Raw genomic sequence first — 15,190 nt, 5'->3', positions numbered from 1 at the left:
TATTGATAATTAGTATTACTTTGTAAAAAATGAATTAATTCTATTTTCCTAGTAATTTAATAAAAAAGTAGAACTTTCAAATGAGTATTGACTTACAGTAATTCATGCTTTTTATCATTTAAGAGTTTTATAAAAAATCCAATTTGACGTTCTGTATTATTTTTTGTACGATATGGAAGAAAAGAATGCCCGGACTAGAACGGGAGAGGTTCATAGCTGATACCCTCTATAAAAAACTATGGAAACATGACAATATGCCATGTCCATATCGGACGTGGCTTTTTTTTATCTGTTTACTTATGTTTTAAATAGAATGATTGGTGATGCCTCTCTTGAAAAGTGTTGGGAAACATTTTACAAGGAGGTTTTTTTATGTCTGGCAGAAGTCATGAAGAAGGATTAAAGGATTTGACCCTATTAGGTAATCAAGGTACAAAGTATTCCTATGATTATGCACCTGAGGTATTAGAGGCAGTGGATAATCTTCATGCTAATCGAGATTATTTTGTTAAGTTTAATTGCCCAGAGTTTACTAGTTTATGTCCGCTTACAAATCAGCCGGATTTTGCAACGATGTACATTTCATATATCCCAGATAAAAAAATTGTTGAAAGTAAATCTCTAAAGTTGTATTTATTCAGTTTTAGAAATCACGGCGATTTTCATGAAGATTGCGTGAATATCATTATGAACGATTTAATTGCACTACTTGATCCAAGATATATAGAGGTTTGGGGGAAATTTACTCCACGTGGGGGTATCTCGATTGATCCATGGTGTAACTATGGGAAGCCGGGAACGAAATACGAAGAAATCGCCAATTATCGTTTAATGAACCACGATCTTAACCCAGAAAAAATTGATAATCGATAAATGAAGCAAGAAAGAGGTTTTTAGCTACCCTCTTAAAAAAACTAAGAAGAAAGCAGCACTTTTTCTTAGAGTGCTGTTTTTTCGATATAAGGGAGTCTTTATAGATGAAAAAGAAAAAAGCAATTGTAGTATTTAGTGGAGGTCAGGACAGCACAACTTGTTTGTTCTGGGCAAAAGAACGCTTTGAAGAGATTGAGGCAGTAACTTTCGATTATGGTCAAAGGCATCGTCTTGAAATTGACTGTGCGAAGGTGATAACAGAGAAGCTTGGTATCAAGCATCACATACTTGATATGTCTCTCCTGAATCAACTTGCTCCGAATGCATTGACACGACAAGAAATAAAGGTGAAGGACGGAGAAAATGGTGAGCTCCCATCGACTTTTGTGCCTGGTCGCAATCTCCTTTTTCTTTCATTTGCGGGCGTTTTAGCGAGCCAAGTAGGGGCAAAGCATATTGTAACAGGTGTTTGTGAAACTGATTTTAGTGGATATCCGGATTGCCGAGATGTCTTTATTAAATCCTTAAATGTAACGTTAAATTTATCGATGGATGATTCCTTTGTGATTGATACACCCTTGATGTGGCTGAATAAGGCACAAACATGGGAATTAGCTGATCAGCTTGGGGCACTTGAGTTTGTACGACAAAGAACGTTGACTTGCTATAACGGTGTCATAGCAGATGGCTGTGGTGAATGCCCAGCATGTAAATTGCGAAATAAAGGGCTTGATGAGTATTTAAGTTATAGGAAGGAGTCTTAAGGCATGTCAGATTTTAAAATCGTTGAGAGACTCCAGAAAATTGATGTGGATATTCAAAGAAATCAATTGAACTACCATGCAAAGCGTGTTCTCATAAGCAAAGAATTTACCTTCGATGCTGCTCATCATCTACATCATTATGAAGGGAAATGTAAAAATCTGCACGGTCATACCTATCGGGTAGTATTAGGGCTGAGTGGCTACACAGATGAACGTGGTTTGATAATTGATTTTGGCGATATAAAAGAAATATGGAAACAAAAAATAGAGATTCATTTGGATCACCGCTATTTAAATGAAACGCTTCCACCCATGAATACGACGGCAGAGAACATTGTTGTTTGGATATACGAAAAGTTGACTGAGGCCTTGCTTGATGAAGGATATAACGGTGTGCGTGTAGAGTTTATCAGGCTTTACGAAACTCCAACAAGCTATGCAGAAGCTAGACGGGAGTGGCTGGAAGTTGAGTAAAGTACCTGTTATCGAAATTTTTGGGCCAACGATTCAAGGAGAGGGTATGGTCGTTGGACAGAAGACAATGTTTGTAAGAACTGCGGGCTGCGATTATTCCTGTTCTTGGTGTGATTCATCGTTTACGTGGGATGGCAGTGGAAAGCATTTTATTGTCCAAATGACGGCGGAAGAGATTTGGGCTGAGCTGAAGCGGCTTGGAGGTAATGGTTTTTCCTTTGTCACAATTTCAGGCGGCAATCCTGCACTCAATCCGAATTTAGCAGAGCTTATTGCCATTTTAAAAGAAAATGACATAAAAATCGGGGTAGAAACACAGGGGAGTAGGTGGCAAAAGTGGATGTATGAGATTGATGAACTGACAATTTCACCAAAGCCACCTAGTTCTGGAATGACCACAGACTACTCGGTGCTCTCTTATATCTTCGAAAAACTTGAAGATCGAAACAGCAATCACCATGTATCTCTCAAAATAGTCGTTTTTAATCAAGAGGATTACGATTATGCTAAGCAAATTCACCATCTATATCCAATGATTCCTTTTTATCTTCAAGTCGGTAATGATAATCTCACGACAATTGATAATTCACAATTAATGATGCATTTATTGGATAAATATCGTGCGCTGATTGATAGAGTAATGAAGGATGAGGATTTAAGAGATGTTAAAGTACTGCCACAGTTACATGCCCTTGTGTGGGGAAATAAAAGAGGTGTATAGTGTGCCATTACAAAAATTAAATTTACTTGAGGAGTAATAGTTTGAGAATATTATTTTATTTATTATCTATTGTTATTGCTAATGTGGTAACGGCAGCATTTGCACCATTACATTTTGGTATGTTTATTGTCCCAATGGGAACGCTTTTAATTGGGGCAACCTTTATTTTTCGGGATCTAGTACAAAATAAATATGGTAGAAAAAAGACGTATTTATTTATTATTACAGCGTTAATTTTATCAGCTGAGGTGTCATTCCTACTAGGTGATACACTTTTAATTGTGGTAGCCTCAGCACTATCATTTGTTGTCGCTGAAACGGCTGATACTGAAATTTATACTCGATTAAAATTACCAATGGCTTGGCGTGTGTTCTACAGTGGTATTGTTGGAGGATTTTTAGATTCTGCAATTTTCGTAGTAATCGGCTTAAGTCCACTTGGTGCCAATATATTGCCATGGGAAGCGGTACCTGCCGCCATTTTGGGGCAAATTATTGTGAAGACAATTATACAAATGGTTGGTGCAATTATTTTAAATAAAGTTGGACCAATGAAAGATAAATATATTATTTCAGAATAAATCTTTGAAATACTCTTCCTTATTATGAAGATACGGATCACAAGAAAGCTTTTTAAAAACAGGCCCATTCGCATAAAGAAAATGGGTCTGTTTGTTTTATAGTCTTTCTAAGGTACACCTTGCATTTTTTATGCTATTTTCTTTTGTTTAAGGTCTAAATGATAACTAAAGAAAGTTAGTAGACTTGCACCGACGGCAACTATACCACCGACCCATGTGACATTCATCAAATTTCCTTGATGATATACAATGCCGCCTAATGCAGACCCAAAAGCGATGCCAACGTTACTTGCCACTGGCATAAGAGAAGCTGCAAGTCCTTTAGCATCTGGTTTGTAAATTTCGGCCAAATCTATTAAGTAAAGCTGAGTAGATGTTGTCAAGAGGATGGCCATTAGTGACATTAGTCCGATGTTCGCTAATCCTAAAATAAAATGATTTGTCGTCCAAAATAAGCTTGTCAATACAATAGCTTGGGCGAGAAAAACAAACCGAAGTCGGCCGATGGCATTGTGAGTGGCAATTTTACTGGCAAGAATGTTGCTGAAAATCGAAAGAAAGCCGTAGCCAAATAAGATTAAACTTATAGATTTATTTGGTGCACCCATCCCCTTTAAAATAGGAACAAGGTACGTAAAGACTGTATAGGTTGCACCAAACCCGAGAGCAGGAATGAAAAAGGCAATTAAAATTCGAGGCTGAATCATTAAAGAAAATTGATCCCGTATTGAGCTTCGTACTTGGCTGAGTCGAGTAGGTAAGACAAAAAAAGATGCCGCAAACGCCAACCCTCCGAGAAGAGTGGTTAACATAAAAGTGCCATTCCAGCCGTACCATTCAGCGATTACAATTCCAATGGGTACTCCCACTACATTTGCCAGTGTAAAACCACCGAAAACAAATGATATAGCAAGGCTGCGTTTATTAATCGGCATGGTTTCGCTTGCAACAATCATGGCTAGAGAGATCAATACACCTGTTACAATTGCGGTCATAACCCGAAGTATAAGGAGCATAATATAGCTCGTTGAAATTACACACAGAGCATTTAAGGCAATGAAGGAACCTATCAAAAACAACATCCATTTACGCCTTGGAAAATGGCTTGTTGCTGACATGACGAGTGGTGTAGCGATGGCAAATGTGATGGCGAACGAAGAAACGAGTGTTCCTGCTTTTGCATTTGTCATATGAAGGCTTGAAGAAATATCAGTTAAAATCCCGACAATAACAAATTCGCTTGTCCCCAGAACAAATGTTAATAATGCAAGTGTTAAGATAAGTAACCAATGTCGCTTGGATAACTGTGTATGATCCATAAATACCTCTTTCTTTGATGAATGTAACTGTGTTAATTAATAAACACACAATTTAAACATCATATCATAAAATGTTTTTATGAGAAATTAGATTAGTTTTACTATATGCCGGTGTTTGTTTCCGACTATTTTCCTCTAAAGAAGGATTTTGTAAATATTACTCGAATTTTTTATTGGAAGAGTAACTTTAAAATTTTATCTATTTTGTATGTATAAATAATAAGGGGAAAAGGGGGATTCACATGATTCAATTCCTTCAGATGGGAGCAAATACAGTTATAAGTTCCCAAAAAGGTAGTGTTACTATTAGCTACGAAATGTCTAATTCGATTGATATTTCGTTAACTGCATTCCTTTTAACGGATGCAAATAAGGTACAAGGAGATAGCGGCATTATATTTTATAATCAACCAACTAGCTTATCTGGTGCAGCTACCCTGATACCATCTGAGAATGTAGGGAATATAAAAATACATAAAATGAATTTTGACATGAGTAAAATCCCTGAAGGTATTACTAAAATAGCAATAACACTTACAGAAGATAATAGCCGAGGTTTTTCAAATGTGAAAAATTTAAAGGCAGAAATCCGTACTGATAATAATGTTATCAATTTAGCACCAGCTAATTTTGCAAATGAAAATGGAATTGTAGTATTAGAATTATATCTAAGAAATAGTCAGACAAAGGTGAGATCTATATGGCGCGGATTTGATTCTGGGTTAGAGGGGTTATGTAAAAATTATGGTGTTGAGGTTGAACCTGAAGAGCAAAACAATCTTTCTGAATCAACAACTATAAAAAAACAAATGCTGATAGAACCTGATCAATCACGAAATGTTCCAGAAAATACAAATAGACAAAGCATGTTGTCATCGATAAATCTTGAAAAGGTAAAGGGGAATGTCAGTCTCACCAAAGGTCAAAAGCCAGTTATCATTGATAAAACGCCTGAAATTACTGCTACGGTATCATGGAAAACTGGTACTGACTACGATATATATGCTTTAGTCTATACAAAGGATGGTCAGCAGATCGATGTAGCTATGTTTGGGGCGAAAAATACACCCCCACTTAGGAGTTTTCACCAAGGGGTAGTCGAACACATGGGGGATGTTGGGAGAGATGCTGGTTCAACAAAAACTGAAGTAATCAAATTGAGATTAAATAATAATGTTTTAGCTGTTGTTCCTGTGGTTTATTCCGCCCAATCAAATGGCACAGGTTCATTCTACAGATATAAGGTGTCCATGAGTATAGATAATCATAATGGAACCTCCGTTACTATTTTTGCTAAAAATGCTAATAATAATGACAGAATTTATTCCTGTGTGCCTGGAATACTTCATAATACTCCAGATGGTGTGATTATCAACCCATTAGAGCTTTATAGTGAACCGAATTCAGAACGTAGACCTAAGCTGAAGATGGGCTCTTCTAATATGGTAGAAGTTCTAATGGATAAAGGCCCAATAAATGATTACAAGTAAAAGCAAATAAAACGGAGATTGGCGATAGCCAGTCTCCTCTTTTTTGTCACAACTTAATAAAGGTTACTCCTTTTGTTCGTGGGCAATATACGCAGCTAGTAATTCACGGACTTCATCCGTAGAATTTGCATTCAGTAATTGAACTCTTAATTGACTGGCCCCTTTGAAGCCACGTATATATATTTTAAAGAAACGTTGTAATGCTTTAAATGAACGTGTTTCGAATTCCTTGGAATAATGGTCATGAAGATTAAGGTGTAGGTATAGTAAATTAAGGTATTCTTTGGCGCTATGCTCTTTAGGTTCTTTTTCAAAGGCAAATGGGTTTGAAAACACACCGCGACCAATCATTACACCATCGATACCGTATTGCTCAACTAGTTTTAGACCTGTTAAACGATCAGGAATATCACCGTTGATCGTCAGTAATGTGTGGGGAGCAACTTCATCACGTAGTTTTTTGATATCTCCAATTAATTCCCAATGTGCAGCGACCTTGCTCATCTCTTCCCGTGTACGGAGATGAATAGAAAGATTGGCGATATCCTGTTTTAAAATATGTGTAAGCCACTCACGCCATTCTGTTACATCCGTAAAGCCAAGTCTTGTTTTGACACTAACGGGTAAGCCTCCTGCTTTGGCTGCTTGAATAATATCTGCGGCTAGTTCAGGATGAAGAATTAATCCAGCTCCTTTACCTCTTTCTGCTACATTATCAACTGGGCAACCCATATTAATATCAATTCCCTTAAAGCCTAATTCCTTCATACCAATACTCATTTTACGAAAATGTTCAGGGTTGTCCCCCCAAATATGTGCAACAATAGGCTGTTCATCTTCTGTGAAAGCTAAGCGGTTTCGTACATTATCTAATCCATCTGGATGACAATAGCTCGTCGTATTGGTGAATTCTGTAAAATATACATCGGGTCTCCCAGCTTCCTGAATGACATGACGAAATACAACATCTGTCACATCCTCCATTGGAGCTAAAATGAAGAATGGCCGTGGTAAATCTAGCCAGAAATTTTTTTGATTCATTGCTAAAAATCCTCTCTTTCCAAAATACTACCTTGCAAAAAGATATCATATTTACTTTATTTCTACATAGTTAACTGGCTTAGCTTAAGGAGAGAAATGCATCCTTGTAATTAGACTTAGGTTTTTTTAGATTAGAAAGTAATCAAAAATATCCAACAAAATACTGTATTATCCATAATGATATAATATGTAATATAATGTAGAAATTTAGGGGGAGGGTTGAAATGGCAAAATATGAGTATAAAACAATTGGTATGAATGATATACCTACAATGGCTGAATTACTCGTTAATAGACAGAGCCTTGAAGGTGAAGTATATCCATTTCTAAACAACAGCTGTCTTAATGCTGAACATATAACAAATACGCTTAAAAACTTATTTGCTCATAATAATATTAAGGGGATTGGAGCATTTATTAAAGATGATCTAGTAGGATATTTAATCGGCGTCATCAAGAATGACTCTCTAAGAGGCAGACATGTATGGGTACCATATGAGGGATTGGCAATCAGAAAGGATCAATGCGCTGAGCTTATAAGAAAATTATACGCAGAGGTTTCAGTGGTATGGCTAGAGCAAGGTTGTTTTATGCATTACACGATAATCCCTCTTGGAAATGAGGCTTACTATGATGCCTACCAGCGATTAAGCTTTTCTATACAGCAAGTACATGGGGTTATGAACATTAGGGATTATAAACCATTTGAAAATAGATGTAATGCAGAGATTAGGGTTGCAAATAAAATGGATAGTGAGATGTTGGGGAAAATGTCTAGGATCATTCAATCGTATCAAAATTCCACACCTACATTTGAGCCTGTATTCCCTGAGGTTGTCATGAGCATAAAAGACTCATATAAAAGTATAGTAGAGGAGAATAATGATACATGTTTCGTTGCAGTAGTGGATGGGCAGGAATTAGGATTTCAAAAATATTATCCTATCCATTCAGATTTGATGACACCTGAGCATGCAATAGAGTTAACGATTGCAGGTACTTACTCTTCTCAAATGGGAAGAGGTGTGGGAAAAAAGCTGATGAATGAAGGCTGTAGAAGGATGAAAGAGGCGGGCTATGAGAATATCATTACAGATTGGCGAATTACTAATCTTGCTGCATCAACTTTTTGGCCTAAGTGCGGTTTTAAGCCAGTAGCCTATAGAATGGTTAGGTGCATTAACAGTGATATAGCCTGGGCAAACTTTCATAACCCAAGTATAGGATTATTGTAAATCTAGTTAAGTATTTATCGGCTAGATAGTTAAAATTTAGTTTTAGATTGCTTGTCTATATTTCGTAAATATTGACATTTATTTTTTAGACAACTAAGCTTAATGGAAAAATAGTGCTGGGGGGCTGCCAGTGGAATTTATTAAATTAAATTGTCCAAATTGTAATGGAAAAATTGAATATAAAGAAGAGCAAACATTCAAATGTCCTTTTTGTGACACGGAAATCATGTTGAAAGAGAATAAAATTTATTATGTAGATCAAACAATTAATAATTATTATGGAACAGCTTCTCCTAATACAACATCCCGTCCAAAAACAAATTTAAAGCTGCTCTTTATGATACCAATTGTCATGATATGTCTATTCCTTGGGTATTTTCTTTTAAGTAGTAATCAAACAGAGGATGGAAACCGTGAAGAACTATCCGTTCGAACAATGCCTGAAAGTGAAGTTCTTCTATTCTTTTTAAAAGATATTTTTGATAAAGGTGGGACGATGCCAACAAAAGAAGAGATTGCAAGTATTCGATATTTGGCTGCCTACTATTCTGACGATCAATGGCATTTTGATTATAGTCTAGAGGATCCTTTTACAAATAAGGAAGCTAAAATTTCTACTTATATCATTATGGATAAATTATTAAATACGCAAGAAATTGAACAAAAGGACTTTGAGGCCTTTACTGGCTTAACGGTTTTAAAGCTCATGAATGATTATGAAATATCACAAAGTGAGAAAGTAAGTTTCCAACATCTTGAAAACTTAAAAAGTTATACTGGTAGCTTTAATGAATCATTTAGTAAAATTGCGGGATATTTTAGTGAAAAATCAAATGTTAAAGAGCTTTCTATCCAAATAAGAAGTAATGATGAACTGGCTTTATTATTACAGTTCCCTAATCTTCAATCGCTTGAACTATCTTATGTGACTGAAGAGGTAACAGATTTCCAGATTCTAAACAAATTATCGCTGAAATCACTGTCCTTAAAATCGATCAATGATTTAAAGTGGCTGTCTACACTAACTAATCTAGAGTCGTTATCAATAGACATTAGTGAAGCTACAGATTTTAGCCCACTATACTCACTGACTCAATTACAAGAATTAAAACTTACCTCAGTAAGAAATTTAAAAACGCTTGATTTTATACAAAACATGCCTAAACTACAATCTTTAGATCTTGAAAACATGAATATAATCAATTTAGATAGACTTAGAAATATGTCATCTTTAACAAAGCTACGTTTAGCTTCTCCTGGTCAAGTGGAATTGTTGGATATGGTAAACAGTCTAACGTCATTGACGGAGTTATCCTTAACTGGTTATCATGGTGATATTTCATCGATTGTAGCGCCCCATTTGAAAAAAGCAGAGCTGAAGAGTTCATTTTTACCAAAGCTAGAAGCACCCGCTTTAAGAGATTTGACGGTTTCTATAAGTGGATCGGATTCGCAATTGAATGGTTCAGAACTACTGAAATACCCACAGCTAGAACAGCTTACAGTCATGGAGTATGGAACTCTTACAGGTATTCGTTCATTAAATGACCTACCTCATTTGCAAACAATCAATTTAAATGAGACTCTCTTTTATGAAACCAATGAATTATTCAATTTACAGCATGTAAAAATGTTAAACTGTCATGAATGTAATTTTCAGGTGAATAGTAAGCCATTTACAAACAACGTGCTGGAGCATTTAATTTTAAATGATGTCTCCATTCAAATTGGTAATGGGGAATGGGTGCAAGAAGTAGATAAGATCATGCCTTATTTTGCTGGCTTTACAAATTTACGTTCATTCACTTTACAAGATAGTTCACTACAATCGTTAAATTTCTTGGGAAATTGGCAACAAATAGAGGTGCTTCATTTAGAAAATAATGCCATTTCAAATGTAGAACCTTTAGTAAATTTGCCTAACTTAAAAAAACTATATATTTTAGGGAATCAGGTACAAAATCAATCTGTACTAGACAAGGGAATTATGATTTATTGAAATAATGTGAATTAATAGCAAACTACGAAATTAATATAGTAGAAATAAAAAGAGACAATGACAGGAATATTCTGTCATTGTCTCTCTTGGATTTGTCCTACAGTTTGGATAGTTTTATAATGAATTGATGCTTAACAAGAGGAGTTGAAAAGGATATGTTCGTACGTAATAAAGGTTTGTTTTTTATGCTATCTCTGCTAGCCATTATTGTTGTTTTGACAGGCTGTGGTACAGCTAAGGATAGTGAGAAAACTGAAGGAAAAACAGCTAAAGAAACACAAGAAACAATGGATTACGCGTCAAAAGTGAAGGAAAATCCAATTGTGACGATTACGATGAGCAATGATGAAAAAATTGTTATTGAATTGGAGCCTACTGTAGCACCAAATACAGTAGCTAACTTTATTGCTTTAGTAAAAGATGGATTCTATGATGGTCTTATTTTCCATCGAGTTATTCCTGATTTTATGATTCAGGGTGGAGATCCGAAAGGAAATGGTACTGGAGGGCCTGATTATTCGATTGATGGTGAGTTTACCTCAAATGGATTTGAAAATAATATGAAGCATGAACGTGGTGTTATTTCAATGGCTCGTTCGAATGATCCAAACTCAGCAGGCTCACAATTTTTCATTATGGTAAAGGAGGCCTCACATCTTGATGGGGAATATGCTGCTTTTGGCAAGGTGATTGCAGGTATGGAAACAGTTGATGCCATTGTTGGAGCAGAGCGAGATGCTACAGATAAACCACTCGAAGATCAGCAGATGAAAAAGGTAGAGGTGGATACAAAGGGCTTTGATTATCCAGCACCAAAGGTAAACAAGTAGCTTGCGTCCCAATGCTATTGGTTAAAATCTAAAAGTTAATATAAACATTAAAAAGGCTAAATCAATTGAGATTTGGCCTTTTATATTTGTTAAAAAATTGAAATTATAAATATTTTTGATTAATATGAGAAGAAATTTAAGATTGAACGATGTTATATATAAAGGATCCTTTATGTTTGTGGAAGAAAGGGTGTTTGCATGAGGGTAACAGATGAGAATTTTATAAAGCATCTTAAGAAAAAACGGGAAGAAGCACTTCAATATGTCATTGATGAATATATGGGGATTGTCAAAGCGATTATTTATAATGCTCTAAAATCCTATAATGATCCTCAAATAATAGAGGAATGTATTAGTGATACATTTTTAGGGGCTTATGAAAATGCTAAACAATTTAGAGGCGATAAAGAGGATTTTAGAAGATGGATTTGCACGATAGCAAAGTTTAAAGCCATTTCGAAACAAAGAAGATTGTCTAAAACGCCATATTTTTATGAGCTAAATGAAACAGGTGAAGCCGCAATATCGGCTGAAGAGGAATACTTAATCAAGACAACGACAGAGGAAGTGCTCATCATGATGACGCAATTAGAGCAGTTAGACCGTGATATTTTTACAATGAAATACTTTTTAAATATGAAAAACGAAGAAATTGCTATTCATTGTGGTTTAACAAAAGCTGCTATTGATAATCGATTATATCGTGGGAGAAAAAGATTACAGCAAATTCGTTTGGGGGGAAGTATGACATGAAAAAGCTATATAAACAATTTAATGATTTAAATCTTGATATAAATATAGAGCCGATGGAAGTGAGCACGCTTGAAAAAGAGAGAGTGAAAAGAAATGTCATGATGGTCAAAAAGAAAAGGCATTTCATTAAAAATTTTATTGTTGCAGCTACTTTTTTTATTGCATCCAGTATGACACTTGGTTATACATTTCCTACATTTGCTGCAAATTTACCGTTTATCGGAAGTCTATTCGAATTGTTTATTGATGATGAAAGGTATGTATTTAACAATTATGATCAGTTTTCTACAAGTGTCGGAGTGAGCCAAGAAAGTAATGAAGTTGAAGTCACTGTTAATGATGCTGTATATGATGGCGAAAATATTACTATTGCTTACACTATTAAAAGTGAAAAGGATTTAGGAGAAAGGCCAGTTTTATATGGTGACAATGGTGAATTAACTGCTGAGGAATTTGGTAATAGGTATCGATATGACGGCTATTCAACAAATTATTTGGTTCAAAAGATAAACAGCAATGAGTATGCAGTATTGTATATTTTTGAACTCATTAGAGGCTCTAAGCCCGAGGAAGTTCACATTAATTTTCAAGGAAATCAAATTGTTGATTTAAATAATGTAAATAATTCAGTAGCAGGAGACTGGTCATTTGAATTTACTTTAGAGAAGCTTGAAAGTGAAACAATAAAGGTGGAAAAAGATAGTATGAAAACAGGAGGGAAAGGTATAAAAATTGAAGCTTTTAAAATAACGAAAACACCTATCGCTACAACATTTTATCTTTCCGAAGAAGTCTTGGTGGAGAAAGAAAATGAAGCTTGGCGAGGAGTTCCCATTGACTATATTGTGACAGATGATTTAGGGAATGATTATAATGTCATGCATTTTAGAGGAACTGGTCATAGTACAGATTTCAAAGGGCGTGAAAATTTCCCTCGTATTGTTGTAAACAAATTTGATGAACAAGCTACCTCGATTATGATCACGCCTGTAGTAGGTGTATACAAAATTAAGGATAGAACAGGAGCTTTAGAACCGATAAAAGAGCCATATAAATTAAAGCCTATTGCTGTTCCAATAAAGTAAAAAATTAAAAGAGTATGTAGGAAGAACAACCTTACATACTCTTTTTACTTATCATCTTTCTTTGGGATCGAAATAAGCCATAAAAAATCATCTTCTATTAACATTTGAATGTCTTGTCCCTCACGAATTAGCTGCTCAGCTTTATGCTGCTTGGCGCTTATACCCCTACGTTTATTACCAAGAACAACGAAATCAGTATGTTGTGTAACACCTCCCTGTAAATACCCTCCATATGCTTTTACTTGTTTGGCGGCTTCGGATCGTGTCATGGTAGAAAGGGCGCCTGTGAATACAATTTGTTTGTTATAAAAGGGGTGGGTTAGATTTTCAACTGGATCAGAAAAGAAAATAATTTCTGAGTTATCCTTATTGATCATTTTCGTTACTCCTTAAAAAAATTAATCGATAAATAAATCCACAAAATTTTATATGTATGCTACATTAAAAATAAAAATATAAAGAGGTACATAGACATGAATTCGCAATTGACTGCTTTCATTACTCTTAGCTGTACTTCAGGTGTACTAAATTTGTATTTATGTTTATACGTATTTCTAAAACGCTACAATTATACAAAAATTGCTCAATTGTTTATTAGTTATACAGCACTAATCGCAGTATATTGTTTTGCCTCTGCTTTTGGTTTAATCGCTACAACATTGAGCACCATAAAGGTTTGGACAGCCATCCAATATGTAGGTATGGCTTTTTCAACGCCTCTCGGATTATTGTTTATCATGCAATACCTGGGCTTTCATCTCACAAGGAAAAAGATAATAGCTCTCCTTGCCATTCCTTTTATTAGCTTAATCATGGTTGCTACAAATGATATACACCATTTTCATTATAGAGTATTTGAAATAGATCCTGTATTAGGGGCACCTTATGTGCATCAGGAAATTGGCATATGGTATATCATTCATGGCATATTTACTTTTGTCTGTATGTTCGTATCTTTTTTATTAGTATTAATCCATTGGAAAGAGACTACTAAGGCCTATCGGCAACAATTAATTGCCTTAATGTGTGGTCAACTTATTCCTATGATAACAGCATTCATCTATTTATTGGGCTTAACACCTCAAGGGGTTGATCCTGTTCCGATGGTATTATGGGCTTCGTCATTTTTGTATTTATGGTCTATTAATTCCTCACGGTTATTTAGGGTGATGCCTGTTGCCAAGGATGCAATATTTCATAGTATCAATGATGGCGTTATTGTGTTAGATGAATCTGCCCGATTAATAGAGTTTAACCAAGCCTGCAACAAGGTATTTCCTCAGCTAACTAGATCCATGATTGGTAGGGATATTGGGAAAACATGGATTGAAGTAACTGGACAATCGATGCCATTTACATTAGAGGTAGCGGTGAATACGCAGGACATCGAGATTGTGCTTTCTGATCATACTTATCAAGTGCGTGTTACAGAGCTGCAACATGTTAATCATGGTAAGGGGTTACTACTTATTTTCACTGATATAACAGAGTTAAAGGAGCTACAAAGACAGTTAGAGCAACTGGCCTTTTATGATGAACTTACACAAATTTATAATCGTCGAGCTTTTTTTCAACAATGTAATCAGGCTTACAGTAAGGCAAGAGAATCATCAACGACTTTTACTATCATTTTAATGGACATCGATCATTTTAAAAACGTCAATGATACGTATGGGCATGCTATCGGTGATCAATTACTAGTTCATGTCGTAAAGGCTTGTCAGAGTGTGTTAAAAAAAGGAGAACTGTTTGCACGGTATGGCGGTGAGGAATTTGTTCTTGCGCTCAAGGACTATACATTATTAGAGGGGCAAGCATTAGCTAATATGCTCTGTAATAGCGTAGAATCCCAGCCACTTATGACTGCTGAGGGAGCAATTCGTGCTACCATTAGCTGTGGTGTAGCTGAAGGTACAAAGGGACAAGAGACACTGTATCAGCTTTTAAACAATGCGGACAAAGCACTGTATGCGGCAAAACAAGCAGGACGTAATCGAGTACATGTTTTTCTAGAATAAAAAAGCT

General features: G+C 35.5%; 15 protein-coding genes and 1 riboswitch. Of the genes, 12 read left to right on the top strand and 3 right to left on the bottom strand.

The features are described from left to right. Window positions 1-199 precede the first annotated feature (199 nt). Window positions 200-246, top strand: a riboswitch (PreQ1 riboswitch). A 126-nt stretch (window positions 247-372) separates the two neighbouring features. The 5 genes from queF (at window position 373) to NP781_RS22350 (ending at window position 3,413) form a co-directional block, all read left to right on the top strand. Then, window positions 373-873: a preQ(1) synthase gene (gene queF, locus NP781_RS22370; RefSeq protein ID WP_004233404.1), complete on the top strand. Its 501-nt coding sequence runs from the start codon at window positions 373-375 to the stop codon at window positions 871-873. 104 nt (window positions 874-977) lie between these two features. Beyond that, entirely contained in the window at window positions 978-1,637 is a 660-nt protein-coding gene (gene queC, locus NP781_RS22365) for a 7-cyano-7-deazaguanine synthase QueC (RefSeq protein ID WP_257520860.1), read from the top strand. A 3-nt stretch (window positions 1,638-1,640) separates the two neighbouring features. Beyond that, on the top strand, window positions 1,641-2,111 hold the full coding sequence (gene queD / locus NP781_RS22360; RefSeq protein ID WP_221682452.1) for a 6-carboxytetrahydropterin synthase QueD: 471 nt from the start codon (window positions 1,641-1,643) through the stop codon (window positions 2,109-2,111). Beyond that, window positions 2,104-2,832 (top strand): 7-carboxy-7-deazaguanine synthase QueE, encoded by a 729-nt coding sequence (gene queE, locus NP781_RS22355; RefSeq protein WP_221682451.1) that lies wholly within the window; start codon window positions 2,104-2,106, stop codon window positions 2,830-2,832. The genes queD and queE overlap by 8 nt, the downstream gene beginning before the upstream one ends. 41 nt (window positions 2,833-2,873) lie before the next feature. Beyond that, window positions 2,874-3,413: a VUT family protein gene (locus NP781_RS22350; RefSeq protein ID WP_257520859.1), complete on the top strand. Its 540-nt coding sequence runs from the start codon at window positions 2,874-2,876 to the stop codon at window positions 3,411-3,413. Between the two features lie 128 nt (window positions 3,414-3,541). Here NP781_RS22350 and NP781_RS22345 read toward each other — a convergent pair whose 3' ends face one another. Then, window positions 3,542-4,732: an MFS transporter gene (locus NP781_RS22345; RefSeq protein ID WP_257520858.1), complete on the bottom strand. Its 1,191-nt coding sequence runs from the start codon at window positions 4,730-4,732 to the stop codon at window positions 3,542-3,544. Between the two features lie 242 nt (window positions 4,733-4,974). Here NP781_RS22345 and NP781_RS22340 point away from each other — a divergent pair, with 242 nt between their 5' ends. After that, the gene (locus NP781_RS22340; protein ID WP_257520857.1) at window positions 4,975-6,222 is read left to right on the top strand and encodes a TerD family protein; all 1,248 of its coding nucleotides are present in this window, start codon (window positions 4,975-4,977) and stop codon (window positions 6,220-6,222) included. Between the two features lie 63 nt (window positions 6,223-6,285). Here the strand turns inward: NP781_RS22340 and NP781_RS22335 are convergent, their stop codons facing one another. After that, the gene (locus tag NP781_RS22335) at window positions 6,286-7,263 is read right to left on the bottom strand and encodes a tRNA dihydrouridine synthase (RefSeq protein ID WP_257520856.1); all 978 of its coding nucleotides are present in this window, start codon (window positions 7,261-7,263) and stop codon (window positions 6,286-6,288) included. 224 nt (window positions 7,264-7,487) lie between these two features. Here NP781_RS22335 and NP781_RS22330 point away from each other — a divergent pair, with 224 nt between their 5' ends. The 5 genes from NP781_RS22330 to NP781_RS22310 all read left to right on the top strand — a co-directional run bounded on the left by NP781_RS22330 (window position 7,488) and on the right by NP781_RS22310 (window position 13,165). Beyond that, window positions 7,488-8,498 (top strand): GNAT family N-acetyltransferase, encoded by a 1,011-nt coding sequence (locus NP781_RS22330; protein WP_257520855.1) that lies wholly within the window; start codon window positions 7,488-7,490, stop codon window positions 8,496-8,498. 130 nt (window positions 8,499-8,628) lie between these two features. Continuing rightward, on the top strand, window positions 8,629-10,497 hold the full coding sequence (locus NP781_RS22325; RefSeq protein WP_257520854.1) for a leucine-rich repeat domain-containing protein: 1,869 nt from the start codon (window positions 8,629-8,631) through the stop codon (window positions 10,495-10,497). Between the two features lie 155 nt (window positions 10,498-10,652). Then, entirely contained in the window at window positions 10,653-11,327 is a 675-nt protein-coding gene (locus tag NP781_RS22320; protein ID WP_257520853.1) for a peptidylprolyl isomerase, read from the top strand. A gap of 198 nt (window positions 11,328-11,525) precedes the next feature. After that, window positions 11,526-12,080, top strand: a complete 555-nt coding sequence (locus tag NP781_RS22315; protein ID WP_221682443.1) for a sigma-70 family RNA polymerase sigma factor — start codon at window positions 11,526-11,528, stop codon at window positions 12,078-12,080. Further along, window positions 12,077-13,165: a DUF4179 domain-containing protein gene (locus tag NP781_RS22310; RefSeq protein WP_257520852.1), complete on the top strand. Its 1,089-nt coding sequence runs from the start codon at window positions 12,077-12,079 to the stop codon at window positions 13,163-13,165. Before NP781_RS22315 ends, NP781_RS22310 begins: the two co-directional genes overlap by 4 nt. Before the next feature lie 44 nt (window positions 13,166-13,209). On the opposite strand, the gene NP781_RS22305 is transcribed toward NP781_RS22310, so the two are convergent. Further along, a complete protein-coding gene (locus tag NP781_RS22305) occupies window positions 13,210-13,542 on the bottom strand; it encodes a BRCT domain-containing protein (RefSeq protein WP_257520851.1) in 333 nt (110 codons plus the stop codon). 96 nt (window positions 13,543-13,638) lie between these two features. Between NP781_RS22305 and NP781_RS22300 the strand changes: the two genes are divergently transcribed. Next, on the top strand, window positions 13,639-15,183 hold the full coding sequence (locus NP781_RS22300) for a histidine kinase N-terminal 7TM domain-containing diguanylate cyclase (protein WP_257520850.1): 1,545 nt from the start codon (window positions 13,639-13,641) through the stop codon (window positions 15,181-15,183). Window positions 15,184-15,190 lie beyond the last annotated feature (7 nt).

Origin of the sequence: Lysinibacillus sp. FN11 (assembly GCF_024628845.1) — a bacterium.
GTDB classification, from domain to species: domain Bacteria; phylum Bacillota; class Bacilli; order Bacillales_A; family Planococcaceae; genus Lysinibacillus; species Lysinibacillus capsici.
This window is presented reverse-complemented; position numbering and strand designations above follow the sequence as displayed.

Coding starts and splice junctions, on each gene's coding strand:
- NP781_RS22310 (WP_257520852.1), top strand. CDS start 12,077: ATGAAAAAGCTATATAAACAATTTAATGATTTAAATCTTGATATAAAT.
- NP781_RS22305 (WP_257520851.1), bottom strand. CDS start 13,542: ATGATCAATAAGGATAACTCAGAAATTATTTTCTTTTCTGATCCAGTT.
- NP781_RS22315 (WP_221682443.1), top strand. CDS start 11,526: ATGAGGGTAACAGATGAGAATTTTATAAAGCATCTTAAGAAAAAACGG.
- queC (WP_257520860.1), top strand. CDS start 978: ATGAAAAAGAAAAAAGCAATTGTAGTATTTAGTGGAGGTCAGGACAGC.
- NP781_RS22300 (WP_257520850.1), top strand. CDS start 13,639: ATGAATTCGCAATTGACTGCTTTCATTACTCTTAGCTGTACTTCAGGT.
- NP781_RS22340 (WP_257520857.1), top strand. CDS start 4,975: ATGATTCAATTCCTTCAGATGGGAGCAAATACAGTTATAAGTTCCCAA.
- NP781_RS22330 (WP_257520855.1), top strand. CDS start 7,488: ATGGCAAAATATGAGTATAAAACAATTGGTATGAATGATATACCTACA.
- NP781_RS22345 (WP_257520858.1), bottom strand. CDS start 4,732: ATGGATCATACACAGTTATCCAAGCGACATTGGTTACTTATCTTAACA.
- NP781_RS22320 (WP_257520853.1), top strand. CDS start 10,653: ATGTTCGTACGTAATAAAGGTTTGTTTTTTATGCTATCTCTGCTAGCC.
- queF (WP_004233404.1), top strand. CDS start 373: ATGTCTGGCAGAAGTCATGAAGAAGGATTAAAGGATTTGACCCTATTA.
- queD (WP_221682452.1), top strand. CDS start 1,641: ATGTCAGATTTTAAAATCGTTGAGAGACTCCAGAAAATTGATGTGGAT.
- NP781_RS22335 (WP_257520856.1), bottom strand. CDS start 7,263: ATGAATCAAAAAAATTTCTGGCTAGATTTACCACGGCCATTCTTCATT.